The sequence below is a fragment of the Ferruginibacter sp. genome (assembly GCF_028288465.1).
Taxonomy (GTDB): Bacteria; Bacteroidota; Bacteroidia; order Chitinophagales; family Chitinophagaceae; genus Ferruginibacter.
Window position 1 is genome coordinate 127,717 of record NZ_JAQBNR010000068.1, and the last position, 20,857, is coordinate 148,573.

Annotated in this window: 18 protein-coding genes; all 18 read left to right on the forward strand. The window is 37.1% G+C overall.

Annotation, left to right across the window (positions count from 1 at the left end):
• Positions 1 to 2,316, forward strand: coding sequence for a polysaccharide biosynthesis tyrosine autokinase (locus JWR61_RS25580; protein ID WP_301930504.1), 2,316 nt, complete (start codon positions 1 to 3; stop codon positions 2,314 to 2,316).
• 108 nt (positions 2,317 to 2,424) lie between these two features.
• A complete protein-coding gene (locus tag JWR61_RS25585; protein ID WP_301930505.1) occupies positions 2,425 to 2,955 on the forward strand; it encodes a transcription termination/antitermination NusG family protein in 531 nt (176 codons plus the stop codon).
• A 92-nt stretch (positions 2,956 to 3,047) separates the two neighbouring features.
• Positions 3,048 to 4,238 (forward strand): glycosyltransferase family 4 protein, encoded by a 1,191-nt coding sequence (locus JWR61_RS25590; RefSeq protein WP_301930506.1) that lies wholly within the window; start codon positions 3,048 to 3,050, stop codon positions 4,236 to 4,238.
• 100 nt (positions 4,239 to 4,338) lie between these two features.
• Positions 4,339 to 5,076, forward strand: coding sequence for a peptidoglycan bridge formation glycyltransferase FemA/FemB family protein (locus JWR61_RS25595; RefSeq protein ID WP_301930507.1), 738 nt, complete (start codon positions 4,339 to 4,341; stop codon positions 5,074 to 5,076).
• Positions 5,077 to 5,116: 40 nt separating this feature from the next.
• Positions 5,117 to 6,016: a hypothetical protein gene (locus tag JWR61_RS25600; protein WP_301930508.1), complete on the forward strand. Its 900-nt coding sequence runs from the start codon at positions 5,117 to 5,119 to the stop codon at positions 6,014 to 6,016.
• Between the two features lie 114 nt (positions 6,017 to 6,130).
• Positions 6,131 to 7,522, forward strand: coding sequence for an exopolysaccharide biosynthesis polyprenyl glycosylphosphotransferase (locus JWR61_RS25605; protein WP_301930509.1), 1,392 nt, complete (start codon positions 6,131 to 6,133; stop codon positions 7,520 to 7,522).
• Between the two features lie 569 nt (positions 7,523 to 8,091).
• Positions 8,092 to 9,231 carry a glycosyltransferase family 4 protein gene (locus JWR61_RS25610; protein WP_301930510.1) on the forward strand — a complete coding sequence of 380 codons (1,140 nt, stop codon included), beginning with the start codon at positions 8,092 to 8,094 and terminating at the stop codon, positions 9,229 to 9,231.
• A gap of 473 nt (positions 9,232 to 9,704) precedes the next feature.
• Positions 9,705 to 10,637: a hypothetical protein gene (locus JWR61_RS25615; RefSeq protein ID WP_301930511.1), complete on the forward strand. Its 933-nt coding sequence runs from the start codon at positions 9,705 to 9,707 to the stop codon at positions 10,635 to 10,637.
• Between the two features lie 603 nt (positions 10,638 to 11,240).
• On the forward strand, positions 11,241 to 11,969 hold the full coding sequence (locus JWR61_RS25620; RefSeq protein ID WP_301930512.1) for an O-antigen ligase family protein: 729 nt from the start codon (positions 11,241 to 11,243) through the stop codon (positions 11,967 to 11,969).
• A complete protein-coding gene (locus tag JWR61_RS25625) occupies positions 11,966 to 13,219 on the forward strand; it encodes a glycosyltransferase (RefSeq protein WP_301930513.1) in 1,254 nt (417 codons plus the stop codon). Before JWR61_RS25620 ends, JWR61_RS25625 begins: the two co-directional genes overlap by 4 nt.
• The gene (locus tag JWR61_RS25630) at positions 13,212 to 13,820 is read left to right on the forward strand and encodes an acyltransferase (protein WP_301930514.1); all 609 of its coding nucleotides are present in this window, start codon (positions 13,212 to 13,214) and stop codon (positions 13,818 to 13,820) included. Before JWR61_RS25625 ends, JWR61_RS25630 begins: the two co-directional genes overlap by 8 nt.
• A gap of 113 nt (positions 13,821 to 13,933) precedes the next feature.
• Positions 13,934 to 15,112: a glycosyltransferase gene (locus tag JWR61_RS25635; RefSeq protein ID WP_301930515.1), complete on the forward strand. Its 1,179-nt coding sequence runs from the start codon at positions 13,934 to 13,936 to the stop codon at positions 15,110 to 15,112.
• A gap of 126 nt (positions 15,113 to 15,238) precedes the next feature.
• A complete protein-coding gene (locus JWR61_RS25640; protein ID WP_301930516.1) occupies positions 15,239 to 16,486 on the forward strand; it encodes a glycosyltransferase in 1,248 nt (415 codons plus the stop codon).
• A gap of 97 nt (positions 16,487 to 16,583) precedes the next feature.
• On the forward strand, positions 16,584 to 17,063 hold the full coding sequence (locus JWR61_RS25645; RefSeq protein WP_301930517.1) for a DapH/DapD/GlmU-related protein: 480 nt from the start codon (positions 16,584 to 16,586) through the stop codon (positions 17,061 to 17,063).
• A 170-nt stretch (positions 17,064 to 17,233) separates the two neighbouring features.
• Positions 17,234 to 17,800, forward strand: coding sequence for a GDSL-type esterase/lipase family protein (locus JWR61_RS25650; protein WP_301930518.1), 567 nt, complete (start codon positions 17,234 to 17,236; stop codon positions 17,798 to 17,800).
• A gap of 7 nt (positions 17,801 to 17,807) precedes the next feature.
• Positions 17,808 to 18,710, forward strand: coding sequence for an NAD(P)-dependent oxidoreductase (locus JWR61_RS25655; protein WP_301930519.1), 903 nt, complete (start codon positions 17,808 to 17,810; stop codon positions 18,708 to 18,710).
• 3 nt (positions 18,711 to 18,713) lie between these two features.
• Positions 18,714 to 19,829 (forward strand): glycosyltransferase family 4 protein, encoded by a 1,116-nt coding sequence (locus tag JWR61_RS25660; protein WP_301930520.1) that lies wholly within the window; start codon positions 18,714 to 18,716, stop codon positions 19,827 to 19,829.
• 13 nt (positions 19,830 to 19,842) lie between these two features.
• Positions 19,843 to 20,853, forward strand: coding sequence for a Gfo/Idh/MocA family protein (locus JWR61_RS25665; protein WP_301930521.1), 1,011 nt, complete (start codon positions 19,843 to 19,845; stop codon positions 20,851 to 20,853).
• Positions 20,854 to 20,857: the final 4 nt, after the last annotated feature.

The following is a 20,857-nucleotide window of genomic DNA, read 5'->3' on the forward strand; positions in this document are numbered from 1 at the left end:
ATGCAACAACAACAACCCAAGGCTGCAGGTCAAAAACAGGAAACTTCATTCATTCTTACACTGTTATCTTATGTTCCCTACTGGCCGCTTTTTATTATTTTTTTATTCCTTTCCGGTTTGGGTGCATTTTTATACCTCCGTTATACAAGACCGCAGTACGAATCCCGTGCTACAATTATAATCAAGGATGAAAAAAAGGGCGAAACTGACTCGAGGTTGGTCCAGTCACTGAATCTGGTGAACTCAAGCAAAATTATTGAGAACGAAGTGGAAGTACTGCAATCCAGATCGCTGATGAGTGACGTGGTTAAAAATCTTCGGTTGTATGCCCCTGTTTCGCAGGAAGGAAAAATAAAAGCTATGTCGGGTTACCAGCTTTCGCCGGTAAAGGTGGAAGTAAGCAACCCGGACTCGTTGCAGCCTTCAAAAAAGATAATGCTGGAGGTGGACGAAAAAAACAACACGGTATTGTTGAATAAAACTTTTAAAGGTGCAATAGATGAATGGTTAAAAACGCCTTACGGAACACTGAAATTTGTTCACAATGATAAATATGTTCCGCTTGGTATCAAAGCACCCTATTATTTTTCGCTGGTTCCGGTTGATAATATGGCTTCGTGGTTACTGTCGAAATTAAAAGTAAGTGCGTCCAGCAAGCAGTCAAGTGTGATAAATTTATCATTCAGGGATGAGTCTCCGGTGCTTGCGGCTGACGTGCTTAACCAGCTGATTATTGCTTACGGAGAAGCGGCCTTGCGTGAAAAAAACAGTCTGGCTAAAAATACGCTGGTAAGTATTGAAGACAGATTGAATATTGTGGCTAAAGACCTGGATTCAATTGAATCGAAACTGCAACACTATAAGGCAGGGAAAGGCGCTGTTGACATTGGCAGGCAGGGACAACTTTACCTGGAAAATGTGAGTGCAAATGATAAAAGGATCTCTGATTTAAATATGCAGGTTGATATTATGAATCAACTGAAAAAATCGGCAACAACCCCGGGAAATGTTGGTGTATTGCCTTCCACCCTCGGTGTTTCCGATCCTGCACTGATTAACCAGGTGAATAAATTGAGTTCACTACAATCAGAGTACGACAATCTAAAAACAACTGTTGCAGAAAACAATCCGGTTTTGCTTTCATTAAAGGAACAAATCAATCAAATAAAACCGACTATTCTGACAAATATTGAAAGTCAGCAAAGAAGCCTTGAAAAAAGCAGGGACAATTTATATGCTACAAAAGGGTCCGATAATGCAGTATTGTCGGCAATTCCGCAAAAAGAAAGGGAGTTGGTAGAAATTACAAGGGATCAAAATATCAAGAATGGCATCTATGCATTCCTGCTCCAAAAAAGGGAAGAAAGTCAATTGTCGTATGCGTCTAATATCGCAGACAGCAAAGTGATCAATTATGCAGTTGTGTCAAATTCGCCTGTAAGCCCGAACAGGATGATGATCTATGCCATCGCTTTTGCCATAGCACTTGGTTTTCCCATTGCAATAATTACAGCGAAGGATGCCTTAAGTCCTAAAATATTGTACCGGAGTGAAATTGAAACCTTAACTGAAGTGCCCGTTATCGGCGAAATCTCGAAGAGCAAATCAAAGCAGCCAATCGTAGTGCAAAAGGGCGTACGAACAGTAATTGCCGAAGAATTCAGAAAAGTGCGGGTGTCCCTTTTATCGCTGGGCATCAATGCTGATCATAAAAAAATACTGGTTACATCTAATATCTCTGGGGAAGGAAAGAGCTTCATTGCTGCAAACCTGGCACATAGCATTGCGTTAACGGGGAAGAAAGTGATATTGCTGGATTTAGACCTGCATAACCCCGGGCTGGGCAGAATTATTAATATCAGGGAACAACCCGGAGTAAGTGAATATTTGATGGGTAAAGCTTCGCTTGACAGTATTATCCACGCTGTACCAGATAATAATCACCTGTTTTATATTCCTTGCGGTGAACTGGAGCAGGATGCTTCCGAACTGTTGGAAAACGGAAAAATAGGTGAACTGATATCCAGACTGGATGAGAATTTTGATATGATTGTTATTGATACTGCACCGGTTGTTTTAATTACGGATGCTTATCTGCTGTCATCGCTCTGTGATGCTACACTTTTTGTGGTGAGACATAAATTTACACCTAAGATGCTGGTAAAAAGAATGGACGGCAATATGGTAATTAACCCGATCAAAAATCCCGGCATTATTTTTAATAGTGTGAATACACGGGGGTTTTTTAAAAATAATTATGGTTATGGTTACAATTATGTATATAGCTATGATAACCGGAAAACTATGAAGGCATAGTTAAGAATGCGTGACAAAATACGTTGAAGTACATACCAATATCCCTTTTCAAAATCAATAAGTCTAAACCTTTGGAAATCTGCATTTTTTTAAATAAAAAAATTACAGATGAAAAAAAATTGGTATGCAATTTATACGAGGGTAAATTGTGAACTTAAAGTCTCGGCTCAGTTAAGCAGAAAAAAAATAGAAAATTTTTGTCCGGTAAACAATATAACTTCTAATACGGGGTTTAAAAGAAAATGGAATGTGATTCCATTATTTCAATCGTTGCTTTTTGTACACGTTACGGAACTGGAAATGGAGGTTGTTAAAGGGACAAGTGATGTACTTAATTTTTTATATTGGTTGGGAGCACCCGCGGTCATCAGCACTGCTGAAATTGAAAGCATCGAACGTTTCACCAATGATTATTCAGGTTTAAAACTGGAGAGGATCAGAGTAAATCCATTGGAAGATATTCAGGTAATAAGTTCTTCTCACAAAGAAATGGACTTGAATAAAACAACGGTAAACTATACAATGGTCAAAATGATGTTGCCTTCTCTGGGGTATGCGATTACAGCCAATGTAAAAAGTTCAACTTCCAATGTGTTCGACTTTGTTGCCGCCAACAATCAAAGTAATTTAGTGTCTTAGTTTTTTAGAATATGGTTGCCTTTGAAAAAGTGTCATAAACGTACGTTGTAGCATTTGTATTTTGCATCAACTGCGGTCCAATATTAACAAAAATGAAAATACTTTTAGTGATCCCTGGATTTCCCTTGAATGTAGGAGAAATAAAAGGTGGCGTGTGCTCAGCCTTGTCAAATCTTTTAAATGGGTATAAAAACTGCGATGTTTCTGTTAGGGTAATATCGTTCAACAGGGAAATTTCTGAAAATGTTGTAATTAATTACGCTCCTAACATTGCGATATACTATACCGCTGAAGGGAGACTTCCGCATGTTTTTAACTATGTGTTGAAAGGGGCTACTGTATTAAAAAAGCACATTCAGGAGTTTGATCCGGCAATCGTTCACTACGTGATGAGTGGTTATATTTTATTGACGAGGGTACTGGGACTTTCAAATAAAAAGCAAATTGTGACTATACATGGCATTGCATTTCCGGAGGCAAGGCAAAAAGAAAAGTTGAAAGAAAAACTTGTATTATATTCAAATGGGATTGTTGAATTGTTGCTACGCCCCACAAATATTATACACCTGTCTGATTATTCGGTCAGCCAGTACGGAAAAAGCCAAAACAGGACAATCACAATAATTCCAAATGCAATTAATCCAATTTATTTTGACATTCCCCTGAAGAAGGAAACAAACAATAAACTTATATATGTCGGCAATATAGATGCCAATAAAAACATTTTATTTTTGTTGAAAGCCCTTAAAAATTTAGTGGAAAATGAATTTTATTTTACCCTTGACATCCTGGGGGGCTTTTCCGACAAGGCTTATGAGTCGCAGGTGCTTGGTTATATAAAAGACAACAGTCTTGAAAAATACATTAAATTTTATGGCTGGGTTTCGCAATCACAACTGCAATCAATAATTGCTGATGCAGACATACTAGTGGTATCATCAAAACAGGAATCACTGCCAATGGTAATAGCAGAAGCTATGAGTGCCGGTAAAGTAGTTGTGGCGTCTTCAATAGGCGGCGTACCTGAAATGATCACGCACGGGGTTGATGGCTTTCTATTCAATATCAACAAAGTGGAAAATGTATTACCCATATTGAAAAGCCTTTATAATAATGATGAACTGGTGCACCGGATTGAGCTGGCGGCAAAAGAAAAAGCCATGTTAACTTATCATTGTGACAGCGTAGCTAAAAAAACGCTCGCATTCTATAGGCTATTAACCTCAAGTGTAAGAATAGTACGGCAGGCTGAGCAAAAGCATGCAAGTGTAATTATTATTTGATGCACCTGGTTAAAGAGAAGAACAAGTATCATATTAAAAGCCATTTATTTCAATTCTTGTATCTGGTTGATTTTAAAATTTTGGCAATTGAAGTAAAAAAATGATAAAATATTATAAAAAAAAATCCTTTCTGCAAATAGAAGAATGTTGGTTTGACGGAGCAATAACCTTCAAAGATTTATTTTCTCTTAAAGTTATCTACCATAATAAGAACAGTCCTTCTTTCTGGGGAATAAAGGAAACAACCCACACCCTGGAACTTGATCTTGAGCAGGAAAAGGAACAGATCCTTGCTAATTTTTCCAAAGCATACAGGCAGCAGATCCGAAAGGCAGAGGAGGAAGGTATCACTGTAGAAAGTACCAGCAATATCGAAGAATTCGTAGCTTTTTTTAATGAATTTGCCAGTAAAAAAGGTACCTATTCAACCTCCAGACAACGCATACTCGAAAAAAAAAATTATTTGCAGATGAGTTTTGCGAAACATCAAAATAGTGTAATTGCGGCGCAAAGCTTTCTTGTTGATGAGGATAAAAAAATAATCCGGCACTATCAAACAGCCAATAAACGCTTTGATGATTCTTTGAATAAAAATTTTGTAGGATATGCAAATAAATTTTTATTGGTAACCAATATTATGCGGTTTAAAGAGGAAGGGTATAAGATTTTTGATTTCGGCGGTTATGCAGCTAACACAACTGATCCCAGCCTGTTAGGCATCAATAACTACAAATTAAAATTTGGGGGAACGGTGGTTGAGTGCAAGGACTATTATTCTATTCCTTTCTGGCTGATGAGAAAAACGGCTAAATTATTTGGTTTAAATGGCACAGTATAGCAATGTTAAAAAATCAGGTTTGTTCACTTAAAACCCATTCATGAGCTTGTTAAGTAAAGTATTGGCGAAATGCAGTGTTATGCAGTGGAGGATCGCAATTGCTCATGGTGACATCGCAACGATCATAAGGGAAAAAAAAATTGGTTTGCATTTTACCAGTCTGCCGAATCATCGCGTAACACAATTTATGGCCGATCCCTTTATCTTCCTTACTCAGGAGGGATTAATTAAAGTTTTGTATGAAGAGTTTTCATTTAACAAAAAAGGCATCATTATATTAAAAACAATTGATTCTGATTTCAAAATTCTGTCTCAGAAAACACTGCTCAAAAGTTCCGGTCATCTGTCTTATCCACTTGTTTTTACTGAAAACGGCACGACTTATGTTATACCGGAATCGCATGAAGATGGAGATGTGAATTTGTATGAATATGACTTGGCGAATGATATTTTGGTAAACAAACAATTACTTATTCAACAGCCATTACTTGACGTCACGGTGCTCCGCTATAATCAGAAGTATTGGATTTTTGCTACAATGGGAGATGGAACGAATGACAATGCAGACTTACATATTTTTTATGCGGACAGCTTAAAAGGTCCCTATAAAGCGCATTTCAATAACCCTGTGAAATCTAATTTGAATGGATCCAGGCCGGCTGGCAACTTTATAGAAGTAGATGGAAATATTTATCGTCCATCTCAGAATTCTTCGGAATACTATGGCAAATCAATGACCATTCATCGCATATCCAGGCTTACAGAAAGGGATTTTGAAGAAGTTCATCATATGGATATTAACGGAAGTACTCATGCCTTATTCAAGACAGGTGCACATACTATAAATGCAAGGGATAATATTATCGCAGTAGATTATATCCAACCGATTTTCAGCCCCCTGACTAAAGCAATTATGTACCTTAAAAAAAATGTTCAATAGAAGTGTGTAGGCAGTTTTACTAAATTTAGATTTCGCAAGACAAAGGCAAGGACTTACAAAATTTATAATGGATGAAAACGATGAATATTTTTTAACCAACAAGTAAGGAACTCAATGAATAAACAATTTAAATACTATTTACGGATCTCGCTTATTGCCCTGGATATCATTGTTCTCAATTTTGTTTTTTTTATATCAAAAGTCATTGTAGGTAACAAAATAATTTCAGTCGATTTTAACTCTTATGTCCATATTTGGGGCATTTTTAATATTTTTTGGTTTATTCTTACTTTAGGTACAAGATCTTACTCAGATAGTATTATTATCAATTTTGACTTTTTCATCAAACGCACGGTAAAAGTTTACATCATTTGGGTAATATCCGTCTTATTTTACCTGTTCTTTTTAAGAATGTTCGAAATTTCCCGGTATTTTATTTTCGTAATGCTTTCGGGATTTGCCTTCGGACTGATATTCAATCGTTTTTTATACCTTGGCATTCACTATCATTTTAAGTCGAAGGATTACCTGATAAACAAAGTGCTTATTATCGGGTACAACGAAACTGCGAAAAAACTGGAGGCTTTTTTTGAAGAAGAAGGGCTTACCTCCAAATTGTTGGGTTACACAGAAGATCCTAAGAATGTGTACGAACTAACCCGTTATCCCATATTAACATCCATTAAAAATACTATTGCCATAGCGAAAGAGATGGAAGTTCAGGAAATTTTCTCCACCATTACTCCTGAACAAAATAATTTTTTATACAGTATGATTGAGGAGGCTGAAAAAGCCTGCATACGCTTTAAAGTAGTTCCAAATTTCTCCGTGTTTATTAATCAGCCCGTACACATCGACTATATCAGGGATATGCCGATTTTGTCAATGAGAAGCGAACCTTTGGATGATGTTGGTAACAGGATTAAAAAGCGAATTCTTGACCTGGCAGTCAGCATTTTTGCTGTTGTATTTATTTTATCCTGGCTGGTGCCGATTTTAGGATTACTTATTTATTTAGAGTCTAAGGGGCCTATCTTTTTTTCACAAATGAGAACGGGGAAAAATAATAAAACCTTTCATTGCCTTAAGTTCAGAAGTATGAAGATGAATAAGGATTCTGATTTAAAGCAGGCAACGAAAAATGATCAGCGCATTACCAGGGTTGGTCGATTTATCAGAAAAACCAGTCTGGATGAATTTCCTCAGTTTATTAATGTGCTTAAAGGCGAAATGAGCCTGGTCGGACCAAGGCCACATATGGTAAAGCATACCGATGATTATTCAAAAATTGTCGATCAGTTTATGATAAGACAGTTTTTAAAACCTGGCATAACAGGTTGGGCCCAGATAAACGGTTACAGAGGCGAAATTACTGATCAGACGCAGCTAAAAATGAGGGTTAATAATGACCTGTGGTACCTGGAAAATTGGAATATATGGCTGGATATACGTATTATATTCCTTACGGTATATAAGGTGTTCAAAGGCGATGAAAAGGCATTTTGATTAGCCTGGAAACAGCTATAAATGGCGATATAAGATAGTATTTAGGGAAGGCCGATATTGAAGGTTAGGACATAGGAAGAATTTGAATTATTCAGGAATTATGTGACTGAGGAGGGCGAAGCCATATCCCGCCGTCACATTGGACTGTAACAACAAAGACGCAACTAGTAGGTCTGTCTGGCTTCATGGCCTGCTATTTTAATCTGCGATCAATTTTACGTGTTTACTTTTCAGCTGATGGTCAAAATCACGCACTACTGTATGAATATAAAATTATAATGCTAAAATATATTACACAGGGGCCTTACTTTTGACTCACTTTTAACTTACTTTTGATCTAATCTGGTAGATACAAGGCTGTTGTGGTATTTCTATAACACAATAAGTTGACTGCAAATACCTGCGTTAATCTTTCCCTGTTTAATATTGGGGTTAGGTCAAAACGAAATAAACGATGGTTACGTACCATAATGGAAAACCAATTCTATTCCGTCTGCTATAAAGTGAAAAATTGCGCTAATGCAATCTTTTTCAACCCTAGTTACACATAATTGCAATTACTTTATAACATGAAAGTTTTAATTATTATCCCTGATTTTCCTGAGAATTTAGAAGATATTAAAGGAGGAGTGCAGTCAGCTTTGGCGAATTTATTGAAGGGTTTCGCAGGGCAGGAGGTGGATATCCGCGTCATTACTTTTGGAAGGCACGTTGCTACTGAGCATACGATTAACTATTCCGGTAATATTGAAATAACATATTGTCCGGAAAGTAAAGGTCTCCATCTTTTTAATTATTTGTTCAGGAATTCTTTTATCATAAGAAAGCACATCCGCACCTTTCGCCCGGATTTAATTCACTTCGCTATGGGCGGAATTTGCCTGGCTACCAAGGTGTTTGGTTTGTACGGTAAGAAACAACTGGTTACTATCCATGGCATATCTTTTTTGGAGGCAAGACTCATAAAAAATTTAAGGGAAAGGTTAGCGATTTATGTAAATGAGGCTGCCGAAGTATTATTTACGCCCAATAACATTATTCATATTTCTAATTATTCAAAAAATATAAAAGGTAAAATAAACAAAATTAACTATGTAATTATTCCCAATGCCATTAAGCCAGCCTATTTTGAAATAGGGCTTAAACAAAATTCTGAGAATAGACTTGTGTACGTCGGGGCAATCGACGAACGAAAAAATATAATATTGGTCTTAAAAACGATGCACAGGCTAATCCTCAAAGGCAAAATATTTACATTGGATGTTCTCGGGGACTTTTTGCACGATAACTACCGGACAATTGTCATGACGCTGGTAGACCAGCTTCAGTTAACACAATATGTCAGGTTTCATGGATGGGTATCTCAGTTAAAAGTCATGGAGGTACTTGCAGTAAGTGACGTTCTGGTGGTTTGTTCAAAACAAGAAACCCTGCCAATGGTGATTTTAGAAGCGATGGCCGCCGGGAAGGTAGTAGTAGCTTCGGCTATTGGAGGAATACCCGAGATGATTATTGACGAAGAAGACGGGTTTTTATATGACATAGAAGATGAGGAAAAATTTGAGCACATTTTAAGTAATTTGCATGATAACAATGAGCTGGTATTTACTATTTCAAAAAAAGCAAAAGAAAAAGCACTTAGCAATTATAATTGCGTAAACGTAGCAAAAAAAACAATTTCATTTTACAAGTCTTTAATTGAACAATAAGCATGAAGCATCAGTATATAATGGTGAACAAAGCGAATCAAAAGGTGGGCAAGATGAGTGAATCAGGGTAATAGGAATAACAGAAAAGAATTGTTCTAAAACAAGATTTGCCAAATAGCTTTGCCGGGTTCTATACATTTAGAGTGACAGAATAAAGTGATGTAAAGTGACAGAATAAAGCGATGGCCAAATACAAAATTAAACACGTCAGCGATTTTTTAATTATACAGGGCAGCAGTAATTATGTGGTGAAGGGATGCACAGCAAAAGGCCCGGTAAGGAAACTAATCGTCGTTATTTTTTACAATATCTTATTGGGCAGTTTGACAACACACTCCCCGCAGAAATTCAACTGAAATTTTGTTTGGTTACTTGCCTCGGCTCAATAACCTGGTTGTCGCGCTAATTATATCTCTCTATAACTGAGAGCCCCAAGCCTACACTATTAAAAAATGGTATTGCCTGTTAATAAAATGAATAAGAACCTGCTTAAGTTTTATGAAAAGTTTTGTATAATGCAGTGGGGTATTGGCCTTGCGAAGGCGGACATAAAAAATATGATTCGCAATAAAGAATATAATTTTGAAATAACATGGCTGCCTAAAAATGGTAAAACAACATCACTGGCCGACCCTTTTATATTTAAGACTCCAGATGGTAAGATAAACCTGCTTCATGAAAACTTCTCAATGGCTCAATACGGCAATTATGGAAAAATAGATCTTACTGTACTGGATCAGGATTTTAAACTACTGGAAAATAGAAGGTTAATGGATATTCACAGTCATCTTTCCTACCCTTTTATTTTTACCGAAAATGGGAAGACCTATATCATACCAGAGTCATACAGTAATAATAAAGTTTCCGCCTATGAATTTGATTTTAACACCAACACACTTGTCAATGGAAAAGTATTGATTGACAACCTGCCTGTTATAGATTCGACTATCTTGAAATTTAATGACAAATATTGGATGTTTTGCACTTTGGGTGGCACTAACAACGACCATAGTAAGTTATATATTTATCATGCCGATTCCCTTTTTGGTAACTATACTCCGCACAAAAAAAACCCGGTAAAAGAGGGACTGGATGGTAGCCGGCCTGCAGGTAGTTTTATTATAGTAGATGGCGAAATATATCGCCCGGCTCAGAACTGCGCTAAAATTTATGGTAGATCCATCACTATTTTTAAAGTGTTAACTTTAACAGAGAACGAATTTGAAGAAGAACCATATCTTGGGTTGGAACCTGAAAAAAATTCTTATTACGATATAGGTATTCACACAATTAATTCGATTGACGACGTAGTTGTTATCGATGGCATTCGATTTGTTTTTATGCCGTTCACAAAAATCTATTTCTCTATTATAAAATTATTAAAAAAAATTAGCGGACACCGTTAGTTGTTAACCCCATCCGTAGATGTCAGTGCGTTCTGGCTGTATATTACCTCCTAATTAGAGTCATCCATGCTTCTTCAATACTTTCGAAATTTTTTTGCGAATGATGATAGTATTGGGCTGAAAAAGCCCATCAGCTATTTCGTTATCTGTTTAACATCACTGAGTATATTCAGTTTACTGTTCAATAACTTTCATTTGATCGGGGGTGGGCTTTGGACGGCTTTGACCATGGGAGCTACCGCTATAGGAATTTACTTTTTAACAAAAGTGATTAATGATTTTACCTTTGAAAGTGGTTACTTTAAACTTGTTTTCACCTTATTAGTTATCTATTTATTAATACTCATTGCAAGAGGTTTCAGCTTTAGCTATACCATCCTTAAGCAATTGGTTTTGGAAGATTTTTTGTTGTGGCCCTTCATTATTCCCATCTTTGTTTTCTTTGATAAGCGTTTAAGTTCGTTCGTGTATTTATTGAATGCAATTTATTTTTTGGGCATTGCGTTTCTTGTAATTTCCGCGGCCAACCCATCACTGATCACTACCCGTAATACAGCAGAACCATTCATTCATACATTTGATTTTTCCTGTGGTTTGTTATTAATGAATGCAAGATATATTTCAGGTAGAAAAAGGATAGTTGCATTTCTTGCTCTGGTCGTAGGATTTTTATCCCTCACATATCTGGCCAGGCGGAACGGCGTTATTTCCTATGGCGCTTTGTTGATTTTTGGATTGCTGATCAATGTTACAAGTTTGAAAGGCAGTCAGGTTTTTAAATTAATTCCATTGTTTTGCGGCATTTTTATAGTCATTGCGATAGGTATCGACTATTTGCCGGAGTCTTTAACTTCCCGGCTTGCTGAAAGAGCAACTGAAGACTCAAGGTCAGTTGTGTTCACTGATCTATTTAAAGATATGGAGGATCATATGGTTTTTGGAAAAGGAATGCGCGGGGAATATTATAGTCCGACCGGTGGTGAAATCGAAGATGAAGGGGTGGTGTTTATTTCCCAGGACTATCGCAATGGAATTGAAAATGGTTATCTGCAATTATTTTTAAACGGCGGAATAGTGTACGATGTATTATTCATACTGGTGACACTTCCGGCAGCCATCATTGGTTTTTTTACTTCTAAAAATCAGTTGGTCAAGTCCTTTGCAATTATCATTTTTCTTTGGTTGGTAGACATGGCGATTTATGGCCTCCCGCGTCTGTTGTTTGAATATATTTTGGTTTGGATCGGTGTAGGCGTATGTTATAAAAAAAGTCTGCGGCAACTTACCAATGCCGAGGTTGCCGAAGCATTTACGAAAATTGAATCAGAATGAGAGTACTTTGGTTTACAAATACCCCGGCTAATGCATCTAAAACTTTTGGATATACCGGAGCAGGAGGAGGGTGGATATCGGCATTGGAACTATTGGTATGCAAGGAGCAAACCTATCAGCTAGCCATATGTTTTTTTTACGGAGGCAGTGATTTTAAGACACTGGTTCAGGATGGTGTAACCTATTATGCTATGCCGCTTAAAAAGCAAAATGGTATTCAGCGAATTTTAAGCAGGCAGCTATCTAAACTTGCAGATGAGGAAAGCCAATACCTGGACGAAGTGATACAGCGTTTCAAGCCTGAGGTTATTCACGTGTTTGGCACAGAATCGGGTTATGGAAAAATATTGAATGGTAAATTCGAGAAGGTGGTTTTTCATATGCAGGGACTTTTAAAGCCCTATACTGAAGTATACTTCCCCAGGGGGTTCAACCGGCAAAGTATTTTAAAGTACAGTAGCTTAAACACCCTTATAAAAGGATTTAGCTTTTTTCACGGCTACAGAGATCTTAAAAATCGTGCAAAAAGGGAAATGGAAACTGTAAAGCAGTGGCAGTATTTTTCGGGACGAACTCACTGGGACAAAAATTATATAAAATTATTAAATCCGCAGTCAACTTATTTTCATTGCGAAGAACTGCTGAGACCGGAATTTTTTGCAAGACGATGGGCAGCACCAACGGGTTTAGACTTGAAGCAACGTGTCGTTATTGGTACAACAATCAACCCGAGTATATACAAAGGACTTGATCTGATCTACAAGGTTATTCCGTTGTTAAGCGATTATACGATTTGCTGGAAGGTGTTTGGCATTGAAGAAAATAACCCTTTAAACAAGGTAGTTAAAGGAATTGTTAATAGAGGACGCAAAAACGAATCTATAAACTTTTGTGGCCCACTTGGCGCCAACGAGTTAATTGACGCTTTGAATACCTGTCATTTTTTTGTGCATCCTTCCTATATCGACAACAGTCCGAACAGCGTATGTGAGGCCCAGTTACTAGGGATGCCCGTACTGTCTTCTGCTGTCGGAGGCATATCCACACTGGTTACCAACAATGTGGATGGCTTTCTGTTTAACCCTTATGACCGGTATGATTTGGCGGGCTTACTTTGCAGTTTAATCAACAATTATGCTGTTGCTCTGGACGCAGCAAATAAGGCAAGAGAAACCGCATTAAAACGGCATTCCCCGGATGAAATATTGAAAACAGTAAATCATATCTATAACTCTATTTGCAATGCGTGATTTCAATGGCAAAATAAATTTCAGGATAGGAATTTTCAGGCTTGCTGTAAATTGTTTTTTTTCTTCCTTATTAATGTCAGTCAAATTAAAAATAAAAAAGGTTGGCGTAGGAAATAATGTAAAGTTTTATGGGTTGGCTATTTTTAGCCGTACTGCCGATTCATTTATTTCTGTGGATGATAATACCTGTTTCCGCTCATCACCTCATTCCAATTTGATCGGAATTAAGGCTTCCTGCATTGTAGCAACACACGGTCCGGGGGCTGCTATTATTATAGGTCAAAATTGTGGATTCAGTGGTACAGTAATTGGCGCCTTAAAAAAAATTAGTATTGGTAACGATGTGTTATGCGGAGCAAATACACTTATAACAGATTTCGACTGGCATGGAATTGCTCCGGACAAAAGGCTAAATAGTCTTGGGGAATCAAAGGAAGTAATTATTGGTAACAATGTTTTTATTGGTTACGGAAGCACTATCTTAAAAGGGGTTACCATCGGTGAAAATTCTGTGATCGGCGCCAATAGCGTGGTAACAAAAAGTATTCCTGCAAATGTAATTGCAGGTGGTAATCCATGCAGGGTAGTAAGACCTCTTTAACTGGCTTATTTAGCAATCCAGCCAACAACAAAACCATATTTCCAGGTAAAATCCTGCTACTGTAAGGTACCCGGTTAACTTTTTAAGTAAGTAAAAATCTCCAGCTAAAGCGCATGTTTATTATTCATCTTGGATTTTCCGGTTTTCCAAAAGGGAATGCTTCGGTACAAAGAGTCCGGTTACATTTTAAAGGATTGAAAGCGGCGGGTATGGCCCCGTTGATTATTAATAAAATCAGCCATCATGCTAAAAATACTGAAAAGAGAGTGAATCGTTCGGGAGGTATTCCATATGTAAATACACCGTACTTACTTTATAAGCCAGACTCTTTTATAACCAGGAATATTAATAAGGTATCGGGTTATTTCGGTGAGCTTTTGTTCTTTATTAAAAAACGGAAAAAAATAAGTATAGCCATTTTATATTCCAATTACTTTTTGGAACTTCCTTATTACTGGTTACTTTCCAAAATATTTGGTTTTAAAATTGTAATACAATATGTAGAATTTTTTTCTGCTATTCCCGGCAGAAGTTCATTTTTTACTAAAATGAATGACAGTTTTCTTGATCAGCAGTTTCCACGCTATTGTGATGGTGTAATTGCTATAAGCGACTTTTTGGTGCGCCACGTAAATCAAAAAGCGCCATTATTGCCCTGTATTAAACTCCCGGCCGTCTGTGATTTTAACGAATTCGATAATGTTGAACCATTCAGGATATCAGATTCCGAAACATACCTGATGTATTGCGGTTCCATTTATTACCTGGAGGTGATTGAAATGATCATTTCAACTTTTGAATTGCTTAAAAAAAATGAACAATACAATGGAAAATTAATTCTGGTTGTATCCGGCGATCACAAGGAAAATCGTGAAAAATTACATTCTTATCTTAAGCACTCACCCTGCGAAACCGATGTTATTCTTAAGCATGATATAGCCTATAAGGATTTGCTGAGTTTATATAAAGGCGCAGCTGCATTACTTATTCCACTAAGAGATACAGTACAGGACAATGCCCGCTTTCCTCATAAAATTGGTGAGTATACGGCGTCCAGGAGACCTATAGTGTCAACAAACACAGGTGAGCTGAAGCACTATTTTACAGATGGAATATCTGCTTTACTAGCTGATGAATATTCACTAAACTCCTATGCAGAAAAGATTGGGGAAACCATACATTCCCAAACAACGCTGGACGAAATCGGGTTGAAAGGCAATGCAATAGGCATGGCTAATTTCAATTATTTGCAGCAGGGTATTGCATTAAAGGAATTTCTTTTAAAATTGTGACTTTTTAAAGATGTTTGTCAATAAATAATTTCTCTATCTAAATATAATTATTAAGGGGGGCATCAGCCTGGATCCTATAACAAAAAAATAGTCACAACTCCAGAATTATCAGCTCCACGCATTATCATGAAAATTTTACAAATAAATAATTGCCATTACCGGAGGGGAGGGGCAGACGTTGTATACCTTAACACGATTGGTTTGCTAAAAGCAAACGGCCAGCAGGTAGTTGAATTTTCGCAATTGTCTGATAAGAATGAAGAAACTGAATTTGCAGGTAATTTTGTTGAAACTTATGATGTACTAAATCTTTCTTTTGTTCAAAAAATACAACAATCTCCAAGATTGCTGTATTCAGACGAGGCAAGAAAAAAACTGGCAGATCTGATTGAAAAGACCAGGCCCGATATTGCACATATTCACCTTTATAAGGGAATTCTTACAGTTTCCATCCTTCCTGTGTTAAAAAAGTATAAAATACCTGTGGTGATAACCCTGCACGATTTTAGCTTACTTTGTCCACGCAATCTTTTATTGGACGGAGATAATAAAATTTGCGAAAAATGTATTACTTCTTCAACATTTAATTGCATAATTAAACGCTGCAACAGGAAAAATCTTTTTTTTAGTACAATGAGTTTTTTGGAGTATAATCTCAACAACAATTTGTATAAGCCCGAAGATTATTTCGATAAAATTATTTCTGTCAGCAAATTTAATTTCAATAAACACCTTTTAAAAAATAATTTAGCGCCCAAACTGGTGCAGTTATACAATTTTTTCCCGGGAATGCATGCCAACTTGCCTGGAACGGGCAAAGGCAATTACTTTTTGTTTTTTGGCAGGTTATCCGTAGAGAAAGGTTTAACAACATTGTTCAATGCAGCTAAATTATTGGACAAATCAATTAAAATAAAAGTTGCAGGAACTGGCCCTATGGAAGAAGAATTGAAGCAACGGCTGTTGACGGAGGATATTTCGAATATCGAAATGTTGGGGTACAAAACCGGAAAGGAACTCGAAACGCTGATAGCAAATTGTTCTTTCATCATTGTTTCATCTGAGTGTTATGAAAATAACCCAATGACAATCGTGGAAGGTTATTCATATGGGAAACCCGTGATTGGCAGCCGGGTGGGGGGTATTCCTGAATTAATTGAGCACGGTAAAACCGGCTACCAATATGAAATGGGTAATCATGTAGAGCTGGCTGAGGTAATATCAACTGCAAATAATATCACACCGGATTGTTTTGAGGAATTCTCTGTCAATGCAAGACAATTCGCTCAGGATAATTTCTCCGACGAAGTTCATTACGAAAAATTGATGTCCATTTACAGATCTGCAACAGTCAGCCAAGCTGCATTAATTTAGCCAGGCTCCCCCTGTTGGTGAACATATAAAAACTGCTAAAAAGTAATGGTATTGTTTGTAATGTTCAAAATAATATGCTAAATCCACGACTAAGGAAATGAGTAATAAAAAACTGTATATCAAATTTGCAATCAGAACTTTTTTTGCAAAAAAAATTCAATATGCAAGAAATCTGCGGTACAGGATTAAAGGTTACGACGTTCATCCAAGTGTAATTTTCGAAAGAAAGTTACACCTTGACAGACTTTATCCCGCTGGCATCCATATAAAAGAAAATTGTTTAATAGCTTCCGGAACCACGATCCTTTCGCACGATCATTGCAAAAGGGTGAACAATCAGCCATTACTGGCTGACACCTACATTGGACGAAATTGCTTTATTGCAGTAGGAGCTATCATACTTCCGGGAGTAAAAATTGGCAACGGCGTAATTGTAGGAGCTGGATCTGTAGTTACGAAAGACGTGCCCGACAATTGTATTGTGGCAGGTAACCCGGCACGGGTTATAAGAGAGGAAATCAGGATGAACAGTGCTGCAGAACTGATGAATTGGTCGATCGAAAAGGGGTGGTTTTAAAGTAAATGATGGCGAAATATTTTTTTATCTTTTTTGCGCTATTTGTTTGTGTAGCAGCATCGTTGTCGTTTTTTTTATTTAAGAGATTTTATACAAGGGAGTTAAGTCTCAGGCTGTCGCCGTTAACGGAAAATCAATCGCTTTCCGTAAAAAAAACTACGTGTTGGTTTTTGGGGGACTCAAGGATATATCAATGGAATATACCTGATACCATAATACCCGCTGCTAACTATGCTAATTTAGGTGTGAACGCCCAAACTACTGCACAGGTATTATACAGGCTCGGCCTGCACTTACAGCAGGGAACTCCGGAATTTCTATTTCTGCAAGCCGGAATCAATGATATAAAAGCGATTGGTGTTTTTCCGGAGAAAAAGGACTTCATTATCGCCGAATGCATTAAAAATATCGAATTGTTAATAGATACGTGCATTAAATGTAATATACATCCTGTATTTTGCACCATCATTCCCCCGGGCGATGTTCAGCTATTTCGGAGACCCGTTTGGACCAGCGAAATAAAAGATAAAGTTGCCTATGTCAACAAAATCGTGTCGGATTTTTGTAAATCAAAAAATGTATCAATATTTGATACTTATTCCACGTTAAGTGATGGAAAAGGAGTTTTATTGAAACAATACCAGGCAGATGATTTGCATCTAAACCGGGCAGGATATGATATGCTTAATCGTGAATTGAAAAGTTTTTTAATCAGAGAAAAAATAGTAATCAAATAAAAGTAGCATGAAAAAAAAAATCTACATCGCCGGATCTGGCGGAATGCTTGGCGAGGCATTCTATCATCAATTTAAAGATGAGTATGAAATAAAATGTTCAGATAAAGACGTAAATGAATCCTGGCTCAGTTTTTTAGACTTCAGAGATTTGAATGCATATAAAAAAGATGTGGCTGATTTTAAACCAGACTATTTGTTTCATTTAGGAGCTTATACTGATTTGGAATTTTGTGAGCAAAATGCAGAAGATACTTACGCAACTAATACTATGTCTGTTGAAAATGCCGTATATATTGCAAATGCGCACGATATTCCGCTTTTATATATAAGTACTGCGGGCATTTTCGACGGAGAAAAAGATTTATACGATGATTGGGACCTGCCCAATCCATTGGGGGTATATGCAAGATCGAAGTACATGGGGGAAAGATATGTTGCAGAAAATGCAAAGCGATTTTTGGTATGCCGCGCCGGGTGGATGATGGGGGCCGGACCAAAGAAAGACAAGAAATTCATTCAAAAGTTAATGAAACAATTAAAAGACGGGAAAAAAGAATTATTTATTGTAGATGATAAAGACGGCACACCAACTTACACCCACGACTTTGCCAGGAATGTAAAGGCGCTCATTCAAAATGAATATTGGGGCTTGTACAATATGGTATGCGGTGGGCAAACAAGCAGGTTGGAGGTAGCCAATGAATTATTGGTGATGCTTAATCTTTCTGAAAAAGTAAAAATTACCACTGTAAAGTCAGACTATTTTAAAGAAATATATTTTGCTGAAAGACCTCCATGCGAGCGACTTGTAAACAGGAAGCTGGAACTTAGAAAATTAAACCTGATGCAAGACTGGAAAGTAGCTTTAAAACAATATTTGGATAAGTATTACCAAGGCTATTTAGATTAACCAATGGAAAAATTAAGAATTGCAGCATTTGGCGGATTTAGATCAATTCCTCCTAAAGCTGGTGCAGCTGGTTCAGACAAATTTGCATTTGAACTTTACCCGAGAATAGTTGCAAAAGGGCACTCGCTGCTGGCTTACAGCAGGATCTATCCGAATGATAAAGACGTCCTTCACTATGAATACGAAGGTGTAAAAATCAAATATTTTAAAACGGTAAAAAAGGCAGGATTTGATACTTTGGTTCATTCTGCCAAGGCAACTTTTGATGTTATTTTCCACAATACCGCGGATGTTGTTCATTTGCACAGTGGGGCAAATAGCATTTGGGCCATGTTTTTAAGGCTTGCAGGAAAAAGAGTTATTGTGAGCCAGTTTGCAATGGACTGGAAGAGAGATAAATGGCCATGGTATGGCAAGCTGTTTTATTTAATTTCCAATTATCTCACAGCCTATTGTCCCAATGCCGTTGCATTTGATAACGTTTTTACGAAAGAGTATTTTGAAAAAAGGTTCCATCGTAAATATGAATTTATTCCGTACGGCTCAGAAGTAAAAACGCCCCCTGCCAATATTGATATTCTTAATAAAATAGGTGTTGCCAAAGGAGAATATTTTTTATTTGTAGGAAGATTTATTCCAGACAAGGGTTTACATCTTTTAGTAGAAGCTTTTAAAACGCTGCATACGAACAAGAGGCTCGTATTGGTAGGCGGATCACCGAATCCCGGCGAGTATGAATCAGCTATTAAAAAGACAGATGACACAAGGATTATTTTTCCTGGATATGTATATGGAGATGACACAAATATTTTGATGAAAAATGCATATGCTTATGTACAGCCTTCTTTGATAGAAGGTTTGTCTCCCGTTATTCTTACAGTAATGGCACTCGGCACCCCGCTAATTTGTTCCGACATCGTAGAAAACAAATTTATTTGTGGCGACAATGCAACTACTTTTATTTCCGGCGAATCCAGCAGTCTTGCACAAAAAATCGAAGAGGCATTAAATAATCCATTGAGTATAGCAGACAAGGCGGCAGAAGGAGAAAAGGATATAAAAAACCGGTTTAACTGGGATGTTATTACAGACCAATATATTGAATTATTAAAAAAATAAAGAAGAAAAAACTATGCTAAAAGTTGCATTAATAGGAGCAGGTAAAATGGGAATATCGCATCTGTCTATTCTTGGTGGATATGCTAACGCTGATATTGTTGGGGTATGCGATACGTCTAAAATGGTTACCGATTTTTTAACCAAACATGGCAGATTTAATTGTTTCTCGGATTACAATAAAATGATTGCTGAAACCAAACCGGATGCAGTAGTTGTGGCTGTACCGACCAAATTTCATTATAGTATCATAAAGGATTTACTGGAAAAGAATATTCATGTTTTTGCAGAAAAGCCTTTTTGTCTCACCTACGAACAGAGCGAAGAACTAGTAAAGCTTGCTTCAGTAAAAAAACTGGTTAACCAGGTCGGCTATCATAATAAATTCATCGGGACCTTTAAGGAAGTTAAGCGCATTGCACAAAGTGGTGCCCTGGGTGATATCTATCATTTTATTGGAGAATCTTACGGGCCTGTAGTGGTAAAAAAGAAATCGGATACATGGCGCTCTGATCCTGCAGAAGGTGGGGGCTGTTTGATGGATTATGCCTCCCATGTAATTGATTTATTAAGTGACATTTTATCCCCGGTGCAAAGCAGCAAGGGAACTTTGTTAAAATCGATTTATTCAGGCCAGGTAGAAGATGCAGTATATTCTTTGCTTGAACTGCAATCCGGGCAGTCTGGAGTGCTCTCCGTAAACTGGAGTGACGATACATACCGGAAAATGTCTACGTCAATAACATTGGTTGGCACCAAAGGCAAATTGATCTCTGATGCCAATGAATTAAAATTATTTTTGAAAGATGACAATTCTTTGAATGGTTACAGCAAAGGTTGGAACGTCAAGTACATTACGGATTTGCAGGAGGGAGTTGACTTTTATTTAAGGGGCGAAGAATATTCGGCACAGCTCGATTATTTTATAAAAGCGGCAGAAGGCAAAGTCCCTAATACAATTAACAGTTTTGCCAGTGCAGCAAATACAGACAAAGCCATTTCAATCATTAAAAAAAGTTCAATTTAAATAA